At 70.0% G+C, this 18,159-nt stretch carries 24 protein-coding genes and 1 tRNA gene; 20 read left to right on the forward strand and 5 right to left on the reverse strand.

Features of this window, described 5'->3' with window-relative positions; translation table 11 throughout:
* The first annotated feature begins 1 nt into the window (after position 1).
* A complete protein-coding gene (locus ACSYGN_RS19285; protein ID WP_460397277.1) occupies positions 2–568 on the forward strand; it encodes an HD domain-containing protein in 567 nt (188 codons plus the stop codon).
* On the opposite strand, the gene ACSYGN_RS19290 is transcribed toward ACSYGN_RS19285, so the two are convergent.
* Both ACSYGN_RS19290 and ACSYGN_RS19295 read right to left on the reverse strand, forming a co-directional pair.
* Complete coding sequence (locus tag ACSYGN_RS19290; protein WP_460397279.1) at positions 556–1,029, reverse strand: NUDIX domain-containing protein; 474 nt, start codon at positions 1,027–1,029, stop codon at positions 556–558. The two genes, ACSYGN_RS19285 and ACSYGN_RS19290, sit on opposite strands and share 13 nt — an antisense overlap.
* 2 nt (positions 1,030–1,031) lie before the next feature.
* On the reverse strand, positions 1,032–1,790 hold the full coding sequence (locus ACSYGN_RS19295) for a helix-turn-helix domain-containing protein (RefSeq protein ID WP_460397281.1): 759 nt from the start codon (positions 1,788–1,790) through the stop codon (positions 1,032–1,034).
* Between the two features lie 651 nt (positions 1,791–2,441).
* On the opposite strand from ACSYGN_RS19295, the gene ACSYGN_RS19300 reads away from it, so the two are divergent.
* The 19 genes from ACSYGN_RS19300 (at position 2,442) to ACSYGN_RS19390 (ending at position 15,760) form a co-directional block, all read left to right on the forward strand.
* Positions 2,442–2,768 (forward strand): hypothetical protein, encoded by a 327-nt coding sequence (locus ACSYGN_RS19300; protein WP_460397283.1) that lies wholly within the window; start codon positions 2,442–2,444, stop codon positions 2,766–2,768.
* A 489-nt stretch (positions 2,769–3,257) separates the two neighbouring features.
* Complete coding sequence (locus tag ACSYGN_RS19305) at positions 3,258–3,524, forward strand: DUF6284 family protein (protein ID WP_460397285.1); 267 nt, start codon at positions 3,258–3,260, stop codon at positions 3,522–3,524.
* Positions 3,521–3,829, forward strand: a complete 309-nt coding sequence (locus ACSYGN_RS19310) for a hypothetical protein (protein WP_460397287.1) — start codon at positions 3,521–3,523, stop codon at positions 3,827–3,829. Before ACSYGN_RS19305 ends, ACSYGN_RS19310 begins: the two co-directional genes overlap by 4 nt.
* Positions 3,826–4,704, forward strand: a complete 879-nt coding sequence (locus ACSYGN_RS19315; protein WP_460397289.1) for a protein spdB — start codon at positions 3,826–3,828, stop codon at positions 4,702–4,704. The genes ACSYGN_RS19310 and ACSYGN_RS19315 overlap by 4 nt, the downstream gene beginning before the upstream one ends.
* Entirely contained in the window at positions 4,704–5,453 is a 750-nt protein-coding gene (locus ACSYGN_RS19320) for a DNA cytosine methyltransferase (RefSeq protein ID WP_460397291.1), read from the forward strand. Before ACSYGN_RS19315 ends, ACSYGN_RS19320 begins: the two co-directional genes overlap by 1 nt.
* Positions 5,453–5,791, forward strand: coding sequence for an RRQRL motif-containing zinc-binding protein (locus ACSYGN_RS19325; protein WP_460397293.1), 339 nt, complete (start codon positions 5,453–5,455; stop codon positions 5,789–5,791). Before ACSYGN_RS19320 ends, ACSYGN_RS19325 begins: the two co-directional genes overlap by 1 nt.
* A gap of 84 nt (positions 5,792–5,875) precedes the next feature.
* Positions 5,876–8,104 carry a cell division protein FtsK gene (locus ACSYGN_RS19330; RefSeq protein WP_460397295.1) on the forward strand — a complete coding sequence of 743 codons (2,229 nt, stop codon included), beginning with the start codon at positions 5,876–5,878 and terminating at the stop codon, positions 8,102–8,104.
* 141 nt (positions 8,105–8,245) lie between these two features.
* On the forward strand, positions 8,246–8,497 hold the full coding sequence (locus ACSYGN_RS19335; RefSeq protein WP_460397297.1) for a hypothetical protein: 252 nt from the start codon (positions 8,246–8,248) through the stop codon (positions 8,495–8,497).
* 22 nt (positions 8,498–8,519) lie between these two features.
* Positions 8,520–8,771, forward strand: coding sequence for a hypothetical protein (locus tag ACSYGN_RS19340; RefSeq protein WP_460397299.1), 252 nt, complete (start codon positions 8,520–8,522; stop codon positions 8,769–8,771).
* 13 nt (positions 8,772–8,784) lie between these two features.
* Positions 8,785–8,979 (forward strand): hypothetical protein, encoded by a 195-nt coding sequence (locus ACSYGN_RS19345; RefSeq protein ID WP_460397301.1) that lies wholly within the window; start codon positions 8,785–8,787, stop codon positions 8,977–8,979.
* Between the two features lie 20 nt (positions 8,980–8,999).
* Entirely contained in the window at positions 9,000–9,467 is a 468-nt protein-coding gene (locus ACSYGN_RS19350) for a hypothetical protein (RefSeq protein WP_460397303.1), read from the forward strand.
* 18 nt (positions 9,468–9,485) lie between these two features.
* Positions 9,486–9,779, forward strand: a complete 294-nt coding sequence (locus ACSYGN_RS19355) for a hypothetical protein (RefSeq protein WP_460397305.1) — start codon at positions 9,486–9,488, stop codon at positions 9,777–9,779.
* Between the two features lie 17 nt (positions 9,780–9,796).
* Positions 9,797–10,324, forward strand: coding sequence for a hypothetical protein (locus ACSYGN_RS19360; protein ID WP_460397307.1), 528 nt, complete (start codon positions 9,797–9,799; stop codon positions 10,322–10,324).
* A 145-nt stretch (positions 10,325–10,469) separates the two neighbouring features.
* A complete protein-coding gene (locus ACSYGN_RS19365) occupies positions 10,470–11,270 on the forward strand; it encodes a hypothetical protein (protein ID WP_460397309.1) in 801 nt (266 codons plus the stop codon).
* Positions 11,267–12,163 (forward strand): bifunctional DNA primase/polymerase, encoded by an 897-nt coding sequence (locus tag ACSYGN_RS19370; RefSeq protein ID WP_460397311.1) that lies wholly within the window; start codon positions 11,267–11,269, stop codon positions 12,161–12,163. Before ACSYGN_RS19365 ends, ACSYGN_RS19370 begins: the two co-directional genes overlap by 4 nt.
* 86 nt (positions 12,164–12,249) lie before the next feature.
* A complete protein-coding gene (locus tag ACSYGN_RS19375; protein WP_460397313.1) occupies positions 12,250–12,516 on the forward strand; it encodes a hypothetical protein in 267 nt (88 codons plus the stop codon).
* Positions 12,513–13,910: a DNA primase family protein gene (locus ACSYGN_RS19380; protein WP_460397315.1), complete on the forward strand. Its 1,398-nt coding sequence runs from the start codon at positions 12,513–12,515 to the stop codon at positions 13,908–13,910. The genes ACSYGN_RS19375 and ACSYGN_RS19380 overlap by 4 nt, the downstream gene beginning before the upstream one ends.
* A gap of 230 nt (positions 13,911–14,140) precedes the next feature.
* Complete coding sequence (locus ACSYGN_RS19385) at positions 14,141–14,326, forward strand: helix-turn-helix transcriptional regulator (protein WP_460397317.1); 186 nt, start codon at positions 14,141–14,143, stop codon at positions 14,324–14,326.
* A gap of 57 nt (positions 14,327–14,383) precedes the next feature.
* Positions 14,384–15,760, forward strand: a complete 1,377-nt coding sequence (locus tag ACSYGN_RS19390; protein WP_460397319.1) for a tyrosine-type recombinase/integrase — start codon at positions 14,384–14,386, stop codon at positions 15,758–15,760.
* 135 nt (positions 15,761–15,895) lie between these two features.
* Here the strand turns inward: ACSYGN_RS19390 and ACSYGN_RS19395 are convergent.
* The 3 genes from ACSYGN_RS19395 to ACSYGN_RS19405 form a co-directional block, all read right to left on the reverse strand.
* Positions 15,896–15,982, reverse strand: a tRNA-Ser gene (locus ACSYGN_RS19395).
* A gap of 94 nt (positions 15,983–16,076) precedes the next feature.
* Positions 16,077–16,574, reverse strand: a complete 498-nt coding sequence (locus tag ACSYGN_RS19400) for a YfbM family protein (protein WP_460403570.1) — start codon at positions 16,572–16,574, stop codon at positions 16,077–16,079.
* Between the two features lie 89 nt (positions 16,575–16,663).
* Positions 16,664–18,121 carry a S1C family serine protease gene (locus ACSYGN_RS19405; RefSeq protein ID WP_460397321.1) on the reverse strand — a complete coding sequence of 486 codons (1,458 nt, stop codon included), beginning with the start codon at positions 18,119–18,121 and terminating at the stop codon, positions 16,664–16,666.
* Positions 18,122–18,159 lie beyond the last annotated feature (38 nt).

The raw sequence follows: 18,159 nt of genomic DNA on the forward strand, positions 1-18,159 counted from the left end.
CTTGCCGAAATTGACCGAGTGGGCCTATCCCTTGGCAGAGTCCCTGCTAGCCGAGCCCCTGCCGCGCCGCTGGCGGCACTGTCTCGGAGTCGCTGAGCGGGCACGCACCATCGCGCTCATCCTTGACCAGGACGCGGATCTGCTGGAGGCCGCGGCGGTCCTGCATGACATCGGTTACGCGCCGGACCTGGCCAAGACGGGCTTCCACCCGCTTGACGGCGCACGCTATCTCCGGGACGTGGCCGGTGCAGACGAGCGGGTCGTCAACCTCGTTGCTCACCACTCCTGCGCACGGCTGGAGGCGGAGGCCCGCGGTATGCGCGAGGAGCTGGAGGGCGAGTTCTCGCGCGAGAGCGAGCACTTGAACGACGCCCTGTGCTACTGCGACATGAACACCACGCCGGACGGCACGCCGACCAATCCTGTCGACCGGGTCAACGAGATCGCTGGCCGGTACGGGCCCGAGAGCCTGATCGGGAAGTTCATCCGACGCGCGGAACCCGAGATCCACATGTGCACGTTCCGCGTCCTCGAACGGGTTGCCGCCGCCAAGCGTCAACCGATGTAGGGCACCGTCCTCGCACGGTCCATGGCGTGCTCGATACGGAGCCGCATGGTCGGGTGAACGTCCAACGCCGTCAGGTCCGCAGGGTCCACCCAGCGGACCTGAGTCGTCTCGTCACTGGTACGGAGTTCACCCCCGACCGGCCGCGCACGGAAACAGATGCTGAACTGCTGGCGTACCTCACCGTCGTCGTACTGCATCACGTGCCCGGGGTCGGTGTAGAGCCCCGTGACGTCGACGACTTCCGCCTTGATGCCGGTCTCTTCCCAGACTTCCCGCACGACGGTGTCACTGATGGACTCCCCCACATCATGGCCGCCACCTGGCAGGGCCCAACGCCCGTTGTCAGAACGCTGGATCATCAGCACCTGTCCCGCCTCGTTCTGCACGAACGCGACCACGGACGGCACGACTGAGTTGGCCGGCGGGGCAGCAGGGTCATGGAGGTAGTCAATCCGTCCCATGTTCAGACTCCTGTGATGTCTCGGTCCGTGACCTGGCGGGCACCGCCCCAGGTCTGTTCGATGCTATTCGCATAGGTGTCGAACAGGCCGCCGCCCGGCATCCGCCGCAGGTGGAAGACCGGTGCCATGTAGGCGCCGATGCCGTAGACGTGGGGGTTGACGAGCATCTCGTCATCGGACCGGTATATGGAGTTGTAGAGCGTCGTGGCATGGAGCCTGAAGCGGATTTCCGGGTGGCTCGCAAAGAGGGGCCGGTAGTTCACCAGCGCGTTGCGGATCTTGCCGTCCATGATCCGGTGCCCTTCATCGACACCACGCTGCCGAACGGCCTCACAGTCCGGGTCCCCCAGCAGAATGCGCACTTGGGTCGCCCCTTGGACCTTCTTCTTCAGAAGATCGTGGAACAGCGGATCTTCGGACAGGAAGAGCCCGGAGTAGACGAGAACGTCTAGGTTGGCCTCCGCTCGCGCATAGATGTCACGCCAGAGACCGGACGGCACGGTGTGCCGATGCGGGTAGACGGCAACGATCTCCGCTTTGGACAGATCCGTCGCACTCTCGACCGCGCGACTGTCATCCCAGAGCGTCGTCACGTCGACCTTGAGCACCGCCGCCGTCGCGTACTGGTGACGCCGGTACGGCACCTTGCCCTGCGTGATCCAGCGTTCGACTGTCTTCGGGTTGACCTCGATCGCTTCGGCGAGACCCTGCACGGTCATGCCGCGCGCGAGGAGGGCGGACCGTAAACGCTCGTTCGACATCTGCACCCCCGTAGGGACTTCTAGGGACCTCTTGACCGTAGCCACAAGTCGAAGAGCTGTCCATGGGTGGGGTGACCAACTCCCCTGACCAGCAGCGATTCTGAATGTGCGCCAAGAAGTCCCGGCACAAAACCAAGAGAGTCCGTCGCGGTACTTGACGAACCCTCATGCAGTACCTGTAAAACAGGTACTGCACACAGCGGACGCGACAACCCAGACGGGGCGTCGCGTACGGCGCACCTGTTTGACCTGCACTGACAGCGCCCGGTGGGTCCCGTGTTCACGGGAGCCGCTCTGAGGAGGGTTACCGCGCTCACCGGGGAGCTGCCGTTACTTGAGAACTGCATAGGTGGGCCCCGCCTCCCCGAGTCGAAAAGGCGGACCGCGCGGCACAAAGCCGCGCCCTGTAGCCCCTGCGCTCAACAGGGAGGTCGGCATGAGCCGACGACATACGACGGCGCTGCCCGATGGACCGGCCGGCAGCGCCGCACCACCTTCATTCCGGTCCGCTCTGGCTTCGCAGTGCTGACACTGCGGGCGGCTGCCTCTCCCGCCCGTCCGACCACGTGCATCGCACGGAGGTCGTACGGGCGGGGGCGCGGGGAGCCGGACTGACCTGCTCTGTTCCCGCGACGACAACGAAGGACTCTCATGGCTGAGACCGTCGCTCTCACGCTCGACTTGCTCATCGGCATACACACCGAAACGCTCACCGAGGTGGCCGATCACCTCGGAGTCACGAAGCCCGCCGTCGTTCCGCCCACACCTGCGGACTTCCGCAATCTGCTCGCCGCGCTCAGCTACGCCACCGAGGACCTGCCCGGGGCGAACGACCACGACGTCTTCTACGACACGACCGTGCTCATGGACGATCTCTTGGACCCGACCGCGGACCTCACCGCCGCGGAGTCTGCGGCACTCCTCTACCTGATCGACCGGGCGCTTCGGCCGCTCGACCCCACCGACTACATCTGCTGACACCACTCCGCGCCCGGCCTCGCAGCGTCTGACGCTGCGGCCGGTTGCCTCCCCCGGCCGTCCGGCCACCCGCCGCGTGCGGTGGTCGTACGGGCGGGGTGGGGGAGTCGGAATCGGCTGGCTCCGTTACGGGAGCGGGCCCCGGGTGGCACCCCGGGACCCGCGTACAGGCGCCTGACGTGGAGGTCACCTGTGGTGACGAGTCTGACAGAGAAAGAGCACGAGGATCTGTCGCGCAAGAACGCTGCGGCGAACAAGCGCAGCGAGGACAACGCCCGTGTGCGCGGTGGCCGCTGATGGCCGGCGCGGAGCACGAGCGGACCAAGCCGCCGTTGCCGGTCCGTCCTCCGCGTCCGCACCCGCACCGGGTGTGAGCGGACGCTGAAACGGCCGCACCTGCGGCTTCACCCATGACGGCACGCACCCCCGGAGCGCCAACTCCGGGGGTGCCTTTTCGGGCCGTCCACCCTTCGAGAGGAACCACGACCCATGAAGCACATCGCTGCTGTTCAGGCGGTTGTTACCGCCGACGGTTTCGACCGCGAGCCGACGGCCGCGGAACTGGACGCGATCGAGCACGAGATGCCGCTGATCCTGGCGCGCGTCGACCTGTTGGACGCGCAGATCATCACCCTGGACCGCACGCCGACCGAGCTGGACGCCCGCAGGCTGCGCCGCGCCCGCCGCCGTGTTCTGGCCGCCCGCCGGACCCTCGCCAACACGGCCGCCGCGACCGTGCCCGGGGGTGCGGCATGACCGGCACGGTCCGCTGCCCGGCTGCTCACCCCGAAGACCCGACGCCGTGCGACGGTCCGGTGGTCGTGACGGTGCTGGATGCGTTCAACGGCGGTGTGGACGGCTGCGAGCACCACGGGGCGCGGCTGCTGGCGTCGCTGGAGGGGGGCAGGGTCTACGCCCTGCCTGACGCGCCGGCGGGCGCCGCCATCCGCGTGTTCAAGGCTGCCGACGGCATTGCCCCGTTCTGCTGGGTCGACGGTCCGCGCACGCGGCCCGACCAGCGCAGCCGTGCCGAGAACCGCCGCAGGGGGGTGACGTCATGAGCAGGAAGCGGACGGTTCTGCCCGCCGTCGCGATGACGGCCGTCTCCATGGTGCTGACCCTCGCGGTGGTCGTGATGTGGCTGGGCTCTTCGATGCCGTGGTTGGTCGCGCTGGTCGTGGGTCTGGGGATCGACGGTGGGTGGCTGGCCACCCTCGCCTACGAGCGGCGTCTGGCCGCGCAGGGCGACCACAACCACGCTGTCACGGCCGTCGGCTGGTCCTTCGGCGCGGTAGCCACCGGTGTCCTGGTCGCCCACGCCCTCACCGCCGAGAGGTCCTCGGTGGGGGCGTGGCTGGCGGTGGCGTGGCTGCCGCTCGCCGCGAAAGCTCTGTGGTTGGTGCACGGGCTGTGGGAGCGCACCGCCCTGACCCCGGGCGCGCTCGCCGACATCCGGGGCATCCAGCAGGAGGCCCGCGACGAGGCGGCGGTGGCGCGTGCCCGGCTGCGGGCGGAAGCGGCCACCGAGGAGACCCGGTTGACGGCCGTGACGCAGGCCGGTGCGCGCGTCGCACACGTCCAGGCCGAGACTGCACAGAAGCTGTCCGCGGCCTGGTCGACGCTGGAGAGCGCGCGGCAGGGCGAGGACACGGGCAGGGCGCTGACCTGTGTGACGGCCCCCGTCACACCCGACGGCACACCCGCCGTCACGGCCCGCTGGGAGCTCCCGGTGTGGGGGCCGACCGAGGCGGTCACGGTGCTGGCGCTGGAGGCGGGGCCCGCGCTCACGGACACGGAACTTGACGTCCTGGTCGACGACATCCGGCACACCCAGACGCCTCCGCTGTCCTACCGCGAGATGGCCGCACGCTTCCGCGCGGCGGGTCATTCCGCGTCGGAGGTGCGGTTGCGGGCGGCGTGGAAGCGGGTGGCGTGATGATCCGTCGACGGCCGCGGGTGCTGGACCTGTTCTGCGGTGCCGGCGGTGCAGGGATGGGGTACTGGCGGGCGGGTTTCGAGGTGGTCGGGGTCGACATCGTGCCCCGCCCCTCCTACCCGTTCCCGTTCATCTTGGGGGACGCGTTGGACGCGTTCCGCGAGAGGGCTCAGGACTTCCATCTGGTGCACCTCTCCCCGCCCTGTCAGGCGTCCTGCGCCCTGACCAAGGGCACGAACAAGGGCCGCTTCCACCCGGACCTGATCCCCGCCGTGCGGGAGCTGTGCGAGCGGTACGGGGTGGACTACGTGATCGAGAACGTCCAAGGCTCCGGACTGCGCAGGGACCTGACGCTGTGCGGGGAGATGTTCGACCTCGGAGTCATCCGGCATCGCTACTTCGAGATCGGCCCGTACTGGCGGCCCCTGCGGCCCGCGCACCGGCCGCACCGCGGGCCGGTGCGCGGCTGGCGGCACGGCGTGTGGCGGGACGGCCCGTACGTCGCCGCGTACGGCAAGGGCGGCGGCAAGGCCGACATCCCGGAGATGCAGTCCGCCATGGACATCACATGGACCGCTGACCACACCGAACTCACCGAGGCGATCCCGCCCGCCTACACCCGCTACATCGGCCAGGACTTCATCACCACCGGCGAATGGGCCGCCCGGCAGGAGCCCTGCCCGGACACGCGGCTACGCCTACTGGCCCGCACCGCCGCGCACCCGAACGCGTACGCGGCTGCGGCGTGATGGCCGCGCTGGCGGTCTACCGGTGGCATCTGGCCCCCGACGGGCTCGCCACCCGCCGTCAGTTGCGCGACCGGGGGTTGCGTCCGGGCGGTCAGGACGTGGCTGCTCAGCTCGAACGGCCGCGCCGCCGACGCCCGCCGCTGGTCGCCTACCTCTACCGGGTGGACCTGGCCAAGCCGGTACGCCCCATGACCCCCGCGAAATGGGCGGCCCTGGCCAGGGCGAACACCGCCCGCCGTATCTGCCCCGCCTGCCGACGGGATGCCGGATACGTCATCCCGCCCACGCTCGGAACGTGCGTGACCTGCGCCTATCCCGAGGAACAGCGCGTCGCTTGAACCACCTCTCACACCGGGTCCGGCCGCCCGACTTGCCACAGCAAGCCGGCCGGACCCGTCGACTCCCGAAGGAGTACGTACATCGTGACGCACACCATCGACCTGCCGCCCCTTGAGGGTCCGGAGGGCACCGAGCAGCCGACGGCTGACGTGCTGCCGTTCCCGCTGAAGAAGACGACCGACCCCGCCCCGGCCGCCCCGAACGAGGATGTGGTGAAGCCGGGGGAGTGGGAGGCCGAACTCCCCGACGCCGAGGACCCGGAGGCCGACGGCCTGAACGAGGGGGCGCCGGTCGACCCGCCGCGCGAGGCGTACCCGCCGTCGGTCGCGGAATGGATGGAGGCCAAGGACAAGGCCCGTATGCCGGTGCTGCCGGACTGGGTGAAGCTCCCGGACCAGCGCACGGCCGTCCGCAAGTGGGCGATCCGGCACTACTCCACTGTGGTCGGCTATCACGCGGTCCGGCTGCCGCTGGTCTACACGCCGAAGCTCTGCCTGTACTCGCCGCGCGGCGCGTGGCGGTGGTCGACCGCCCTCGGCCGGTGGGTGTCCGACGCGGAGGGCAGGCCCCTGCGCCTGGCCTCCGTCGCCGAGGAGAACGCCGCGGACTACCTGAAGCTCTCCCGGCAGCGCAACGACCGCGTGCGGCTGCGCGGGATCGTCGCCACCGTGGGCGGGTTCATCGGCCTCGCCGCCGCGCTCACCCTGTACGTCATGGCGCCGTCGTGGCTGCTCATGCTGGCCGTGGCCACGCTGACCACCACGTTGGGCATGGTGGGTGCGCCGGCCGACCGGCCGCTCATCGACATGGCGAAGGTGACCTTCCGCAAGCGGCGGCTGTCCTCGGACATCGTCATCCGCGCGCACGAGGTGGCCGGGCTGACCAGCAAGGACCAGACGATCGCCTTCCCGCGCCCGATCGGCCGGGACGGCGACGGATGGCGGGTGGTGGTGGACCTGCCGTACGGCAAGACGTTCGAGGACGCGGTGAAGGCGCATGCGCGTCTGGCGTCCGGTATGGACATCGCTCCGACCCAACTGTTCCTGGACAAGGACGAGACGAGCGGGCGGCGGGTGTCGTACTGGATCGCCGACCGTGACCCGCTCGCCGTGCCGTCGGGCAAGTCGCCCCTGCTGGGGGCGACGCGGGTGGACTTCTGGAAGCCGTTCCCGTGGGGCGTGGACGAGCGCGGCAACCCGGTCATGGCGACCATGCTGTGGCTGTCGCTGCTGGTCGGCGCCGTGCCCCGGCAGGGCAAGACGTTCTCCGCCCGCACGATCGCCCTCGCCGCCGCACTGGACCCGTACGTCAGGCTGTACGTGTTCGACGGCAAGGCGTCGCCGGACTGGCGCACGTTCGTCAAGGTCGCCCACCGCATCGGGTTCGGCATCGTGCCGAAGAACGGGTTCGACCCGGTTCAGCACCTGCTCGCCTCACTGCGGGAGCTGAAGGCGGACGTCGAGGACCGCTATCACCGGCTGTCCGAACTGCCGCTGCACGTCTGCCCGGAGGGCAAGCTCACCCCGGAGATCAGCCGGGACGTGAGGCTCAACATGCCCCTGGTCCTGTTCGTGGTGGACGAGGTGCAGGAGTACCTGACCCATCCCGAGCACGGCAAGGAGATCCTGGCCCTGCTGGTCTACCTCGCCCGCGTCGCCCCGGCCGTCGGCGTCTCGGTGATGACCGCGACGCAGAAGCCGGACGACAAGGCGTGCCCGTCGGAGCTGCGTGACCAGCATCAGGCCCGGTTCGCGCTGCGGGTCGGCGCCTACCAGGTGTCGGACACCATCCTCGGTGCGGGTTCGTACTCGGAGGGGCTGGACGCGTCCAAGCTGCTGAAGTCCCACAAGGGCGTCGGTCTGCTCAAGGGCATGTCCGACGACTCCGGGATCGTGCGCACCTACCTCGCCGACGGCCGTGACGCCGACCGCATCCTGACCCGCGCCGCAGCTCTGCGCGAGGCGGAGGGCACTCTGTCCGGCGACGCGGCCGGCGAGGCCCCGGTCCCGGAGACGTCCGCGACGATCCTTGACGACGTTGCGGCCGTCCTCGGCAAGGGCGAGGTCAAGGTGTGGTCCGAAACGGTCGTGGACCGTCTCGCGAATCTGCGCCCGGACGTCTATGGCCCGTGGGTCGAACTTGAGCCCAAGCCCAAGGCCGAAGCCCTCACCGCCTCGCTCAAGCCGTACGGGGTGGCCACCGAGCAGATCAGCCGCCGCGTCGACGGCAAGGTCGTCAACAAGCGCGGCATCAAGCGCGACGACATCGCCACCGCGATTACGCAGCGCAACAACAAGCGGGACGCCGGATAGGTCCCCGGGGTCGCTTGCGTAAGCACCGTCCGTCGCTTGCGCAAGCGACCCCGCTAGCGACCCAAACCACCCCTGATCAGGTCGCTAGCGTCTAGCGGCCGACCTGCGGAAACCCCTCGAAACCCCTCTGAGAGGCCCTTGATGAGCCTTGCCGTGCTCGCTACCGCCTTCCTGCTGTTCGTCACCCTTGGTTACGTCGTCAAGTGCTGGCTGAGCCCGTTCGGGGACTGCCGCAAGTGCGACGGCATGGGCCACGCCTTCAAGACCGACCGCAAGGGCAAGACCAAGCGCGGCCGTGACTGCCGCCGCTGCGACGCCACCGGCAAGCGCATACGCGTCGGCCGCTGGATCTACAACCGCGCCGCGCGCACCTACCGCGCCGGCCACCGCTGACCGACCGGAGGAGCAACCCGCCATGCGCACGGCCCTCGCCGCTGCCGCGACCTTCGGGGCCGTCCTGGCCCTGACCGCTTGCAGCCCCACGTACCCGCCCGGTCCGACCGGCACCGTCACCGACCGCAGCGCCGCCTACTACAAGTCCGGCGGCTGGCACTACCGGCTCACCGTCACCACCACCGACGGTCAGCGCCACTCCTTCCGCGTCACCCGGCACGACTACAAGAGCTGCTTCCACGGCTCTGCCTACCCCGCCTGCGCCCGCCGCTGATCCAGGAGACCCCGTGGTCATCACCGTCCCGCTCGTGCTGCTGCTCGCCGTCGTTGTGGTTCTGCTGCTGCGCTTCCGCGCGGTCGGCGCCGGTGCGGCGGTCGCCGTCGCGCTGTTCGGCTTCTACCTCGCCCACACCGGCGCGGCCGGCACCGTCGACCAGCTCGTCACCGCCGTCACGGACGCCCTGCCCGGCATCCGTCACTGACCCGAAGGGAGACCAGCACCGTGAACGAACCCACCGCGTACGGCCGTCCGGCCGCACACGAGACGGCGGCCGTGGAAGTCCACACCCCCGCCCCGCTCACCCCCGTGCACACCGCCCCGCTCATGCCCGTGCAGCCGGGCACCATCCCGGCCGTCGCGAGCGTCGTCCTCCCGGACGGCCGCGTCATCACCGGCTACGCCATCGAGCCCGCCAAACCCGAACCGGTCGCCGCCAAGCCGGCCGTCTCGCGGACGGCGGTGAACATCGCGCTCGGAGGCGTGGGGTTCCTCGCGGTGTGCGGCGGACTGCTCATGCTCACCGCCTTCATCACCGCCCTCACCGCCCTGATCACCCAACTCGTCATCCTCGCCGCCGTCATCTTCGGCGGCTGGATCGCCGTGCAGGTGTTCAGCGCCAGCGGCCACCGGGGCGGAACGACGGTCAACATCCGCAAGGCCGTCATCAAGCGCAACAAGTTCTACGGCTGACAAGGGAGCCCAACACCCGTGATCCGACTGCGCATTCAGGTCGCCCACTGCCCCCACCGGGCCCTGGTCCTGACCGACACGCCTCGCCCCGACTGCGACAACTGCCAGGGGGAGGGCGGCACTGCACGCGACTACGGCCACCCCGAGACCGGCGAGTACGACGGCACCGACTACGAGATCTGCGACTGCTGGAACGACTCCCGCCGCTGGACGCTGCTGCCCCTGCCGCGCATGTCCCGCTGGCTGCACCGGCACGGCAGCGACCGCAGCCCGTGGACCCACGGCGGCTACAGCGACGAACCCCCGTTCTGAACCCCGAGAGGAGAGACATGTTCGAGATCCGCGTCATCTGCGACCCCGCCGACGTCGACCAGGTCGTCACCGCCCTGGGCCAGACGTTCGACCTGCGGCACGTCCAGGCCCGCCCGACCCGCGACCGCAGGCGGACACGGCTGTACGCGACCGCCGACCACCACATGGACCCGCGGGCGTGGCCCTCCCCGCGGGACGCCTACGCCCTGGCCCCGACGATCGCCGACGAGTTCGGCTGGATGGTCGACGTCGTCGCCACTGCCGAAGGCTTCGCCGAAATGGACCGGGACTTCTACCTGCGCAGGGCTGCGCTGCTGGACCGTATGGCGCTCCGGGACGAGTTCGACCTGTTCAGCGACGGCGACGCCGCCGAAACCGCGCAGGCCGCCGCCCTGTACCTGCTCGACATGGACAAGGGCCACTACAAGCGCCGTGTCCCGGCACAGGCGGAGGCCGACCCGCGCGGCTACGTCCGCCGCGAGTACGCCGCATGGCGGCAGCAGGAACAGCGACGCGACCGCACCGCCGACCACCCCGACGCCTAGCCACGCCAAGGGCGGCCCCCGTCTCGCCAAAGTCCGGGGCCGCCCTTGTCCAGTCAGACCCACTACAGACCTGTTGGAGGTCTCCAGCATGACCCAACCCATCCCTATCCGGCGAGCGCCCCGCACGCCGCAGCCACATGACGACGTGACGCATGTCGTCATGTGGTCCGGCGGCATCACGAGCTGGGCCACCGCCCGTCACGTCATCGCCGAACACGGTACGGCCAGCACCATCCTGTTGTTCGCCGACACGAACGCCGAGGACGAAGACCTCTACGCCTGGAACCAGACCGCTGCCGCGCAGCTCGGTACGCAGATCGTGCGCGTCGCCGACGAGCAGGAGCGCGACCCCTGGCAGGTCTTCGAAGACAAGCGGTGGCTCGGCAACACCCGCATCGCCCAGTGCTCCCACGTGCTCAAGCAGGAGCCCTGCCGACGCTGGCTGACCAACCACACCGACCCGGCCTCAACGGTGGTCTACGTCGGCATCGACTGGAGCGAAACCCACCGCCTGCCCGCCATCGTCGACGGCTGGGCGCCCTGGCCCGTCGACGCACCGCTGACCCGTCCGCCCTACCGGGACAAGCACCAGCTTTTGACCGAAGCCCGCGCGGCTGGCCTGCCCATTCCGCGCCTGTACCGGCTCGGCTGGTCGCATAACAACTGCGGCGGTGGCTGCGTCAAGGGCGGCCAGGCCCAATGGGTGCGCTTGCTGGAGGTCTTCCCCGAGCGCTACGCCCGAGCCGAGGCCGCCGAGGCCAGGATGCGCCGTCTCCTCGGCAAGGACGTGAGCATCCTCCGCGACCGGACCGGCGGCCAGACCCGGCCGCTCACCCTGGCCGCACTCCGCCGCCGCATCGAACAGCAGCCGGAACAGCTTGACCTCTTCGACGAGGGCGGCTGCGGTTGCTTCACCTCCGCCGAACCGCAGGAGGCAGCGGCATGACCAACACCCACCTCCTGACCGCCGCACTGGCCGCCGCCGCCCGCGGCTGGCACGTCTTCCCCCTCCGCCCCAACACCAAGCGCCCCGCCCTCCACGGCGAGAAGTCCTGCACCGGCACCGGACCCTGCGCGGACGGCCACCTGAAGTGGGAGCAGCGCGCCACCGTCGACCCGGACCGTATCCGGGCCGCCTGGACGACGGCCCCGTTCAACGTCGGTATCGCGACCGGCCCGTCGGGGCTGGTCGTGGTCGACCTGGACGTGCCCAAGGACAAGGGCAGTTCGGACGCGCCTGGCGGCGCGGCATCCTTCGGGGCGCTCTGCGAGCGCGCCGGACACGCCGTCCCCACCACCTACCGCACCCGGACCGCGAGCGGCGGAACCCACCTCTACTTCACCGCCCCGACCGGGCTCCGACTCGCCAACACGGCCGGAACGCTGGCCGAGTTGGTCGACACCCGGGCGTGGGGCGGCTACGTCGTCGCCGCGGGCAGCATCACCCCCGCCGGACCGTACGAAGCCCTGTGCGCCCCTGAGACGGCCCCACTGCCCGGATGGCTGCTGAGCATCCTGCGACCCGCCCCCCGGGCGTCTCAGGCCCCCTCCATGGCCGCATCGGGGCAATCCCGCCGATACGCGGATGTAGCGCTCGCCAACGAGGTACGGAACGTCGCTGCGGCCCAAGTCGGCGACCGCGAGGCCACGTTGTTCCGGGCGGCGCGCGCCCTGGGACGGTTCGTCGCGTGGGGCGACATCCCCCGGCACGTGGTCGAACAGGCTCTTCAGGAGGGGGGCGAGGCGGCCGGACTCGCCCCGGCCGAATGCCGTTCCACCCTCCGCAGCGCCCTCAACTGGTCCATCACCCACAACCAGACCCGCAGGGACGCGGCATGAGAACCCCTCCCCGCCCCCCTCTGAAAAGCATCACCCCATCCCCGACCGGCCCGCACCCCGCCCGACCGACCCCACCGCCGGCGGCCGTGGGCGAACCGAAGGTCGCCGCCCGCAAGGGCGTCCCTTCTGCCTTTCGCCCTGACCCGCAGCGCGGCGACGGCCGCTACCCCGTCGCGTGGCTGCACATCCGCGCGACGCAGGGCGCCGCACCCTCCGCGTCCTCGCAATGCGAGTGCGGGTGGAACCGTCGGGCGTTCGGCCGTCACCGGGTCCTGGCCCTGATCACCGACCACATGGCGCACCGCGACACCTGCCCGCTCCGCAACTCCCAGGAAGGGAGGCACGCGGCATGACCGACACCACCAGCACCCGGACCGAGGAACTGCCGCCGCCGTCCAACCCCCTGGCCGTCGCGCGCCGTCTGCTGCCCGACTGGCAGAACGAGGACGGACAGCTCATGTACCGCCGCTGGCGCGCGTCCTGGATGCGGTGGAACGGCACCTGCTGGCGTGAGACCGACGAAGCGGAGGTGCGCGCCTACATGTACGAGCGCCTTGAGCACGTCGTCTACCTCACCCCGGGCAAGGACGGTGACACGGAGGAACACGAGTGGGCGCCGACGAAGCAGAAGATCAGCAACCTGCTCGACGCGTTGAGCGCCATCACCCTTCTGCCCGCCGACGTCGACGCCCCGGCCTGGCTCGACGCCGACGGCGCGGGCGCTGCGGATGACGGGCCGATCGTCGCGTGCGGCAACGGCCTGTTGCGTATCCGCGACCGCGCCCTGCTCCCGCACACCCCGACGTTCTTCAACCACGTCTCCGTGCCCTTCCCCTACGACCCCACCGCGACGGCACCGGCCTGGGACGACTTCCTGAACCAGGTCTGGCCCGATGACCCGGACTCCGTCCGTGCTGTTCAGGAGTGGTTCGGCTACGTCCTCTCCGGTCGCACCGACCTACAGAAGATCCTGCTCATGGTCGGCCCGTCCCGATCCGGGAAAGGCACGATCGCCCGCGTCCTCAAAGCGCTGGTCGGCAAGGAGAACCTTGCCGGGCCGACGCTCGCAGGGCTGGGCTCCAACTTCGGTCTGGCAACCCTGGTCGGCAAGCCGCTCGCGATCATCGCGGACGCCCGGCTGTCCGGCAACGACAACTGCCAGGTCGTGGAACGGCTGCTCACCATTTCCGGTGAGGACACCATCGACATCGACCGCAAGTACCGCGAGGCATGGACGGGAAAGCTGCCCACGCGGCTGGTGATCCTGTCCAACGAACTCCCGCACTTCGGCGACTCGTCCGGTGTGATCGCGCGCCGGTTCGTGGTGCTCAACACGACCATTTCGTGGCTGGGCAGGGAAGACCCCACCCTTCTGGACCGGCTGATCGCCGAGATGCCCGGCATTTTCAACTGGGCCCTGGAAGGACTGGCCCGTCTGGAGTCGACGCGCCGGATCACCGAACCGGCGTCCAGCCGGGAAGCGGTGACCACCATGCAGGACACCGCCTCACCCACCAGCGCGTTCGTCCGCGAACGCTGCAAGACCGGGCCCACCTGCAGCGTCCCCGTGGACACCCTGTGGACCGTCTGGCGGGAGTGGGCCGAGGACAACAACGTCAAGGCCGGCACGAAACAGGTCTTCGGCCGCAACCTCCTGTCCGTCGTCCCCCAGCTCAACCGCTCCCGCCCCCGCACCGCGTCCGGCGAACGGCTCGCCGTCTACAGCGGCATCGCTCTCAACGGTTGAGCACAGATTCCCCAGGGTCGCGGCCCATCGCGACCCACCACGTCTGACCTGCGGCTTTCCCGACCCCGCATCGCGGCCCATCGCGGCCCAGCCCGCTCACGGTTGGGCCGCGATGGGCCGCGCAACCACCCGGCAAAAGTGCAGGTCACAGGCTTGGGCCGCGATGGGCCGCGACCCACAGCAATGTGACCCCAACCACACCCCGAGAGTCCCGAAGAGGAGTCACCGCCTTGGCCGGCACCGAGAAACTCAAGCTCTCCGAGGTCCTCACGGAGATCAAGATGAGCCGCGCCGCGTTCTACCGCATGCGAGCCCGCGGCGACGCTCCCAAGCTCATCAAGCTGTCCAACGGACAGATCCGCTGCCGCCGCAGCGACCTGGACACCTGGTGGGCCCAACACGAAATCGCAGCCTGACCACTGACCACCAAGGGGCCCCGTCACCGACGGGGCTCCTTCCCATGAGGGAGCACGATGCACAGCTACGACGTGCGGATTTGGAGCATCCGCAAGCGTCCGAGCAAGGTCGCCCCGTTCCAACTGCGGTGGCAGGTCGACGGTACGGGGCATCAGGAGAAGTTCGCGACCAAGACTCTCGCCGACGCCCGCAGGGCAGAGCTGCTGACCGCGACCCGCAAGGGCGAGCCGTTCGACACGGAGACCGGCCTGCCTGTGTCGGAGGTCCGTGAGAGGAACCGCACGAGTTGGTACGCCCACGCTCGCGCGCACGCCGCCCGGAAGTGGCCGACCACGTCGGCTAAGCACCGGGCGAGCATCGCGGAGAGCCTGACCATCGCCACGATGGCTCTGTGCCCGTCGGGGAAGGGGCGTCCGGCGGACAGCCTCTTGCGCCGCGCGCTCTATCAGTGGGGGTTCAACGCCGGTCGACACGACCAGGAACCGCCGGAAGCGGAGGCCAAGGCGTTGGCGTGGGTGGAGCGCAACACCCCTGCCGTCGTCGACCTGGACAGTGCCAAACGCGTGCGCACAGTGCTGGAACACCTGGCCAAGCGGCAGAACGGCAAGGCCGCCGCCGCGAACACCTTCCGGCGGCGCCGTGCCGTGCTGAGCAACTGCCTGCGCCTGGCCGTGGAACACGAGTTGCTGCCCGGCAACCCCCTGCACCGGGTCCATTGGGAGACGCCCAAAGCCGTTGAGGAACTGGACGTGCGCAGTGTCGCCACCCCCGCGCAAGCACGGGTCCTGTTGGACGCGGTCCGGGCGCAGGGGCCGCGCGGCGCCCACCTGGTGGCGTTCTTCGCGTGCATCTACTACGCGGCGATGCGGCCGGAGGAAGTGTCCATGCTGAGCGCCGATCAGTGCAACCTTCCCGAGGAAGGCTGGGGACGGCTCATGTTGGCTGGCGCCCGGCCGCAAGTGGGCTCAGCCTGGACGGACAACGGCAAGCCGTACGAGGAACGGCAGCTCAAGCACCGGGCCCGTCACGCCATCCGCCCGGTGCCCATTCCGCCCGTTCTGGTCACGCTGCTGCGCACCCACCTGAAGGATTTCGGGATCACGGCGGACGGCCGGTTGTTCAGCGCCGTCCGGGGTGGCCCGGTCCGGTCGCAGGAGTACGGCGCGGTGTGGAAAGAGGCTCGCCGGAAGGCGCTCACCCCTGCGCAGGTGGCCTCTCCTCTGGCCGCCATTCCGTACGACCTGCGGCACGCGTGCGTGTCGTTCTGGCTTCGTTCCGGGGTCAGCCTGGCCGAGACGGCGCGGCGGGCGGGGCAGAGCGTCGCCGTACTCCAGCGCTACTACGCCAAGGTGCTGGACGGCGAGGAAGCCAGGATGAACGCGCTGATCGAGCAGGGGCTAGCGGAGCACGACGGGGAGCCCGAGGGCCCCTGAATCCTGGCCGCAGGTTGGCCGCACGCGCTGGTCAAGGGTGGGAAACCGGCGAGTCAGGGTGAGACAGGCTGCACGCTGAAGGGGTGCCGCTCTCAGAGCGGCACCCCTTCTGACCTGCAAGGCTTCTGACCTGCGCGGTGGGTGTGGGATTTGAACCCACGGTGACGTCGCCGCCACGACGGTTTTCAAGACCGTTCCCTTAGGCCGCTCGGGCAACCCACCTGTGCCCCGGGCCACCAGGGGCGGAGCGGGTACAGCGTACCGGCATGGGGCGTTCTGCGGGGTGCGTGATGCGTGCGGGGGCGCATCCGTGCGGTTAGGTGAGCCAGATGATCATCGCGTCGCCGTCCAGGGCTGCCGCTTCGAAGAACTGGGTCAGGCCCTCGTACCAGGGGCGGGCCCAGTCGAGGGATCCGGGGGTGTCCCAGTGCAGGGGGTAGACCTCCAGTTCTGTGAGGTCTGAAGGGTCGACGCCGGTGATGAGGAGGTCGTAGGTCAGGGGGAGGAGTCTTTCGGCGGCCTGGCGGACTCGGGCGGGGGGCAGGTAGCGGGGCGGGCCGTAGACCCAGTCCTCCGGGTCGGGGAAGAGTTCCTCGCCCTGGACCACGTTCACGGGGAATTCCGCGCGGACCACGAGATGGCGGATCAGGTCCCAGGTCTTGTATGTGGAGTAGTGGCGGGCATCCGCCGGTCTGAGGTCCGGGTGGACCTCCGCCGCGTCCTGGGCGGCCTCGGCCAGCAGCACGGCCCACTCGGGGTTCGCGATCGCCTTGTCCAGATCCGCGGGCGTCAGACGCAGGTACTCGCCGATCATGCTCACTGGAGCGAGAGTAGGTGCGCGCAGAGACCGGCCCCCGCCGATGTGCTCTGGCGGGGGCCGGTCTCTGTGTGCGCCGTGCTGTGTCAGCTGTCGCCGACGCGGGAGCCGAGGGTCAGTTCGGTGGTGTGTTCCTGGCCGTCCCGCTTGTAGGTGATCTTGACGACGTCGCCCGGCTGGTGGGTCCAGATCTCGCCGATCAGGGTCGGGCCGGAGTCGATCACCGTGTCGTCGAGCTTGACGATCACATCGCCGGGCTTGAGGCCGGCCTGGGCGGCGGGGCCGCCGGACTCGACCGCGGCGGAGCCGCCCGTGCCCTGGTCGGTGATCTTCGCGCCCGCCGTGGAGTCCTCCAGGGAGACCGACGCGCCGATCTTGGCGTACACCGGCTTACCGGTCTTGATCAGCTGCTGGGCGACGTACTTCGCCTGGTTGATCGGGATCGCGAAGCCCAGGCCGATCGAGCCCGACTGGCTGGAGCCGCCCAGCCCGCCGCTGCCCGTCGACTGGATCGCGGAGTTGATGCCGATCACCGCACCCGAGGCGTTCAGCAGCGGGCCGCCGGAGTTGCCCGGGTTGATGGAGGCGTCGGTCTGGAGGGCGCTCATGTAGGACGCCTTGCTGGTGGAGCTGCCGTCGCTGGAGGCGACCGGGCGGTTCTTGGCGCTGATGATGCCGGTCGTCACCGTGTTGGACAGGCCGAAGGGAGCGCCGATGGCGATGGTCTCGTCGCCGACAGCCACCTTGTCGGAGTCGCCCAGCGCGAGCGGCTTGAGGTCCGACGGCGCGTTCTTGAGCTTGATGACGGCCACGTCGTAGCCCTGCGCATGGCCGACGATCTCGGCGTTGTACTTCTTGCCGTTCGGGAACGTCGCAGTGAGCTTGCCGCCGTCCACCGCGTCGGCCACCACATGGTTGTTGGTGACGATATGGCCCTGGGTGTCGAACACGAAGCCCGTGCCCGTGCCGCCCTCGCCGCTCGTCGACTCCGCCTGGATGGTGACGGTGCTCGGCAGCGACTTCGCCGCCACCGCCGCGATCGTGCCGGGGCTGCGCTTGATCTGGGAGGCTCCGCTGTCGGTCGACGCGGACACGGTCGTCGAGCCGTTGCCGTCGTTGTTCTTCGCCAGTGTGTAGCCGAGGCCGCCGCCCAGGCCGCCGGCGACCAGCGCGGCCACCAGCACCGCGGCGATCAGTCCGCCCCGGCCGCCGCCCGACTTGGGCGCGGGCTGCTGGTACGTCGAGCCCCAGCCGCCCGCTCCCCCCGCGCCGCCGTCGGAGTACGACGGGGTGGCCGGCGGCGGGGGCGGCCAACTGCCGTCCGGGGCCGGGCCGCCCGCGGGGTCCACGGGTCCGGTGGGGCCGTCACCCGCCGCGGCGTACACCTGGCCGCCCGGCGGGACCGGGGGCAGCTGGGTCGTCGGCGCGCTCCCGTCATGCGCCGCCGTCTGATGGGTGTGCTGGGGAGCCGCGGGAGTTTCCACCGGCACGGGGGGTGCAGACGGGGCCGGGGGTACCGCGGTGCCCTCGTTCTCGGTGCTCACAGCTCTTCTCCTCGATCCACGGCTGGTGTCTCACGACT

It is taken from the genome of Streptomyces sp. YIM S03343 (assembly GCF_054729195.1).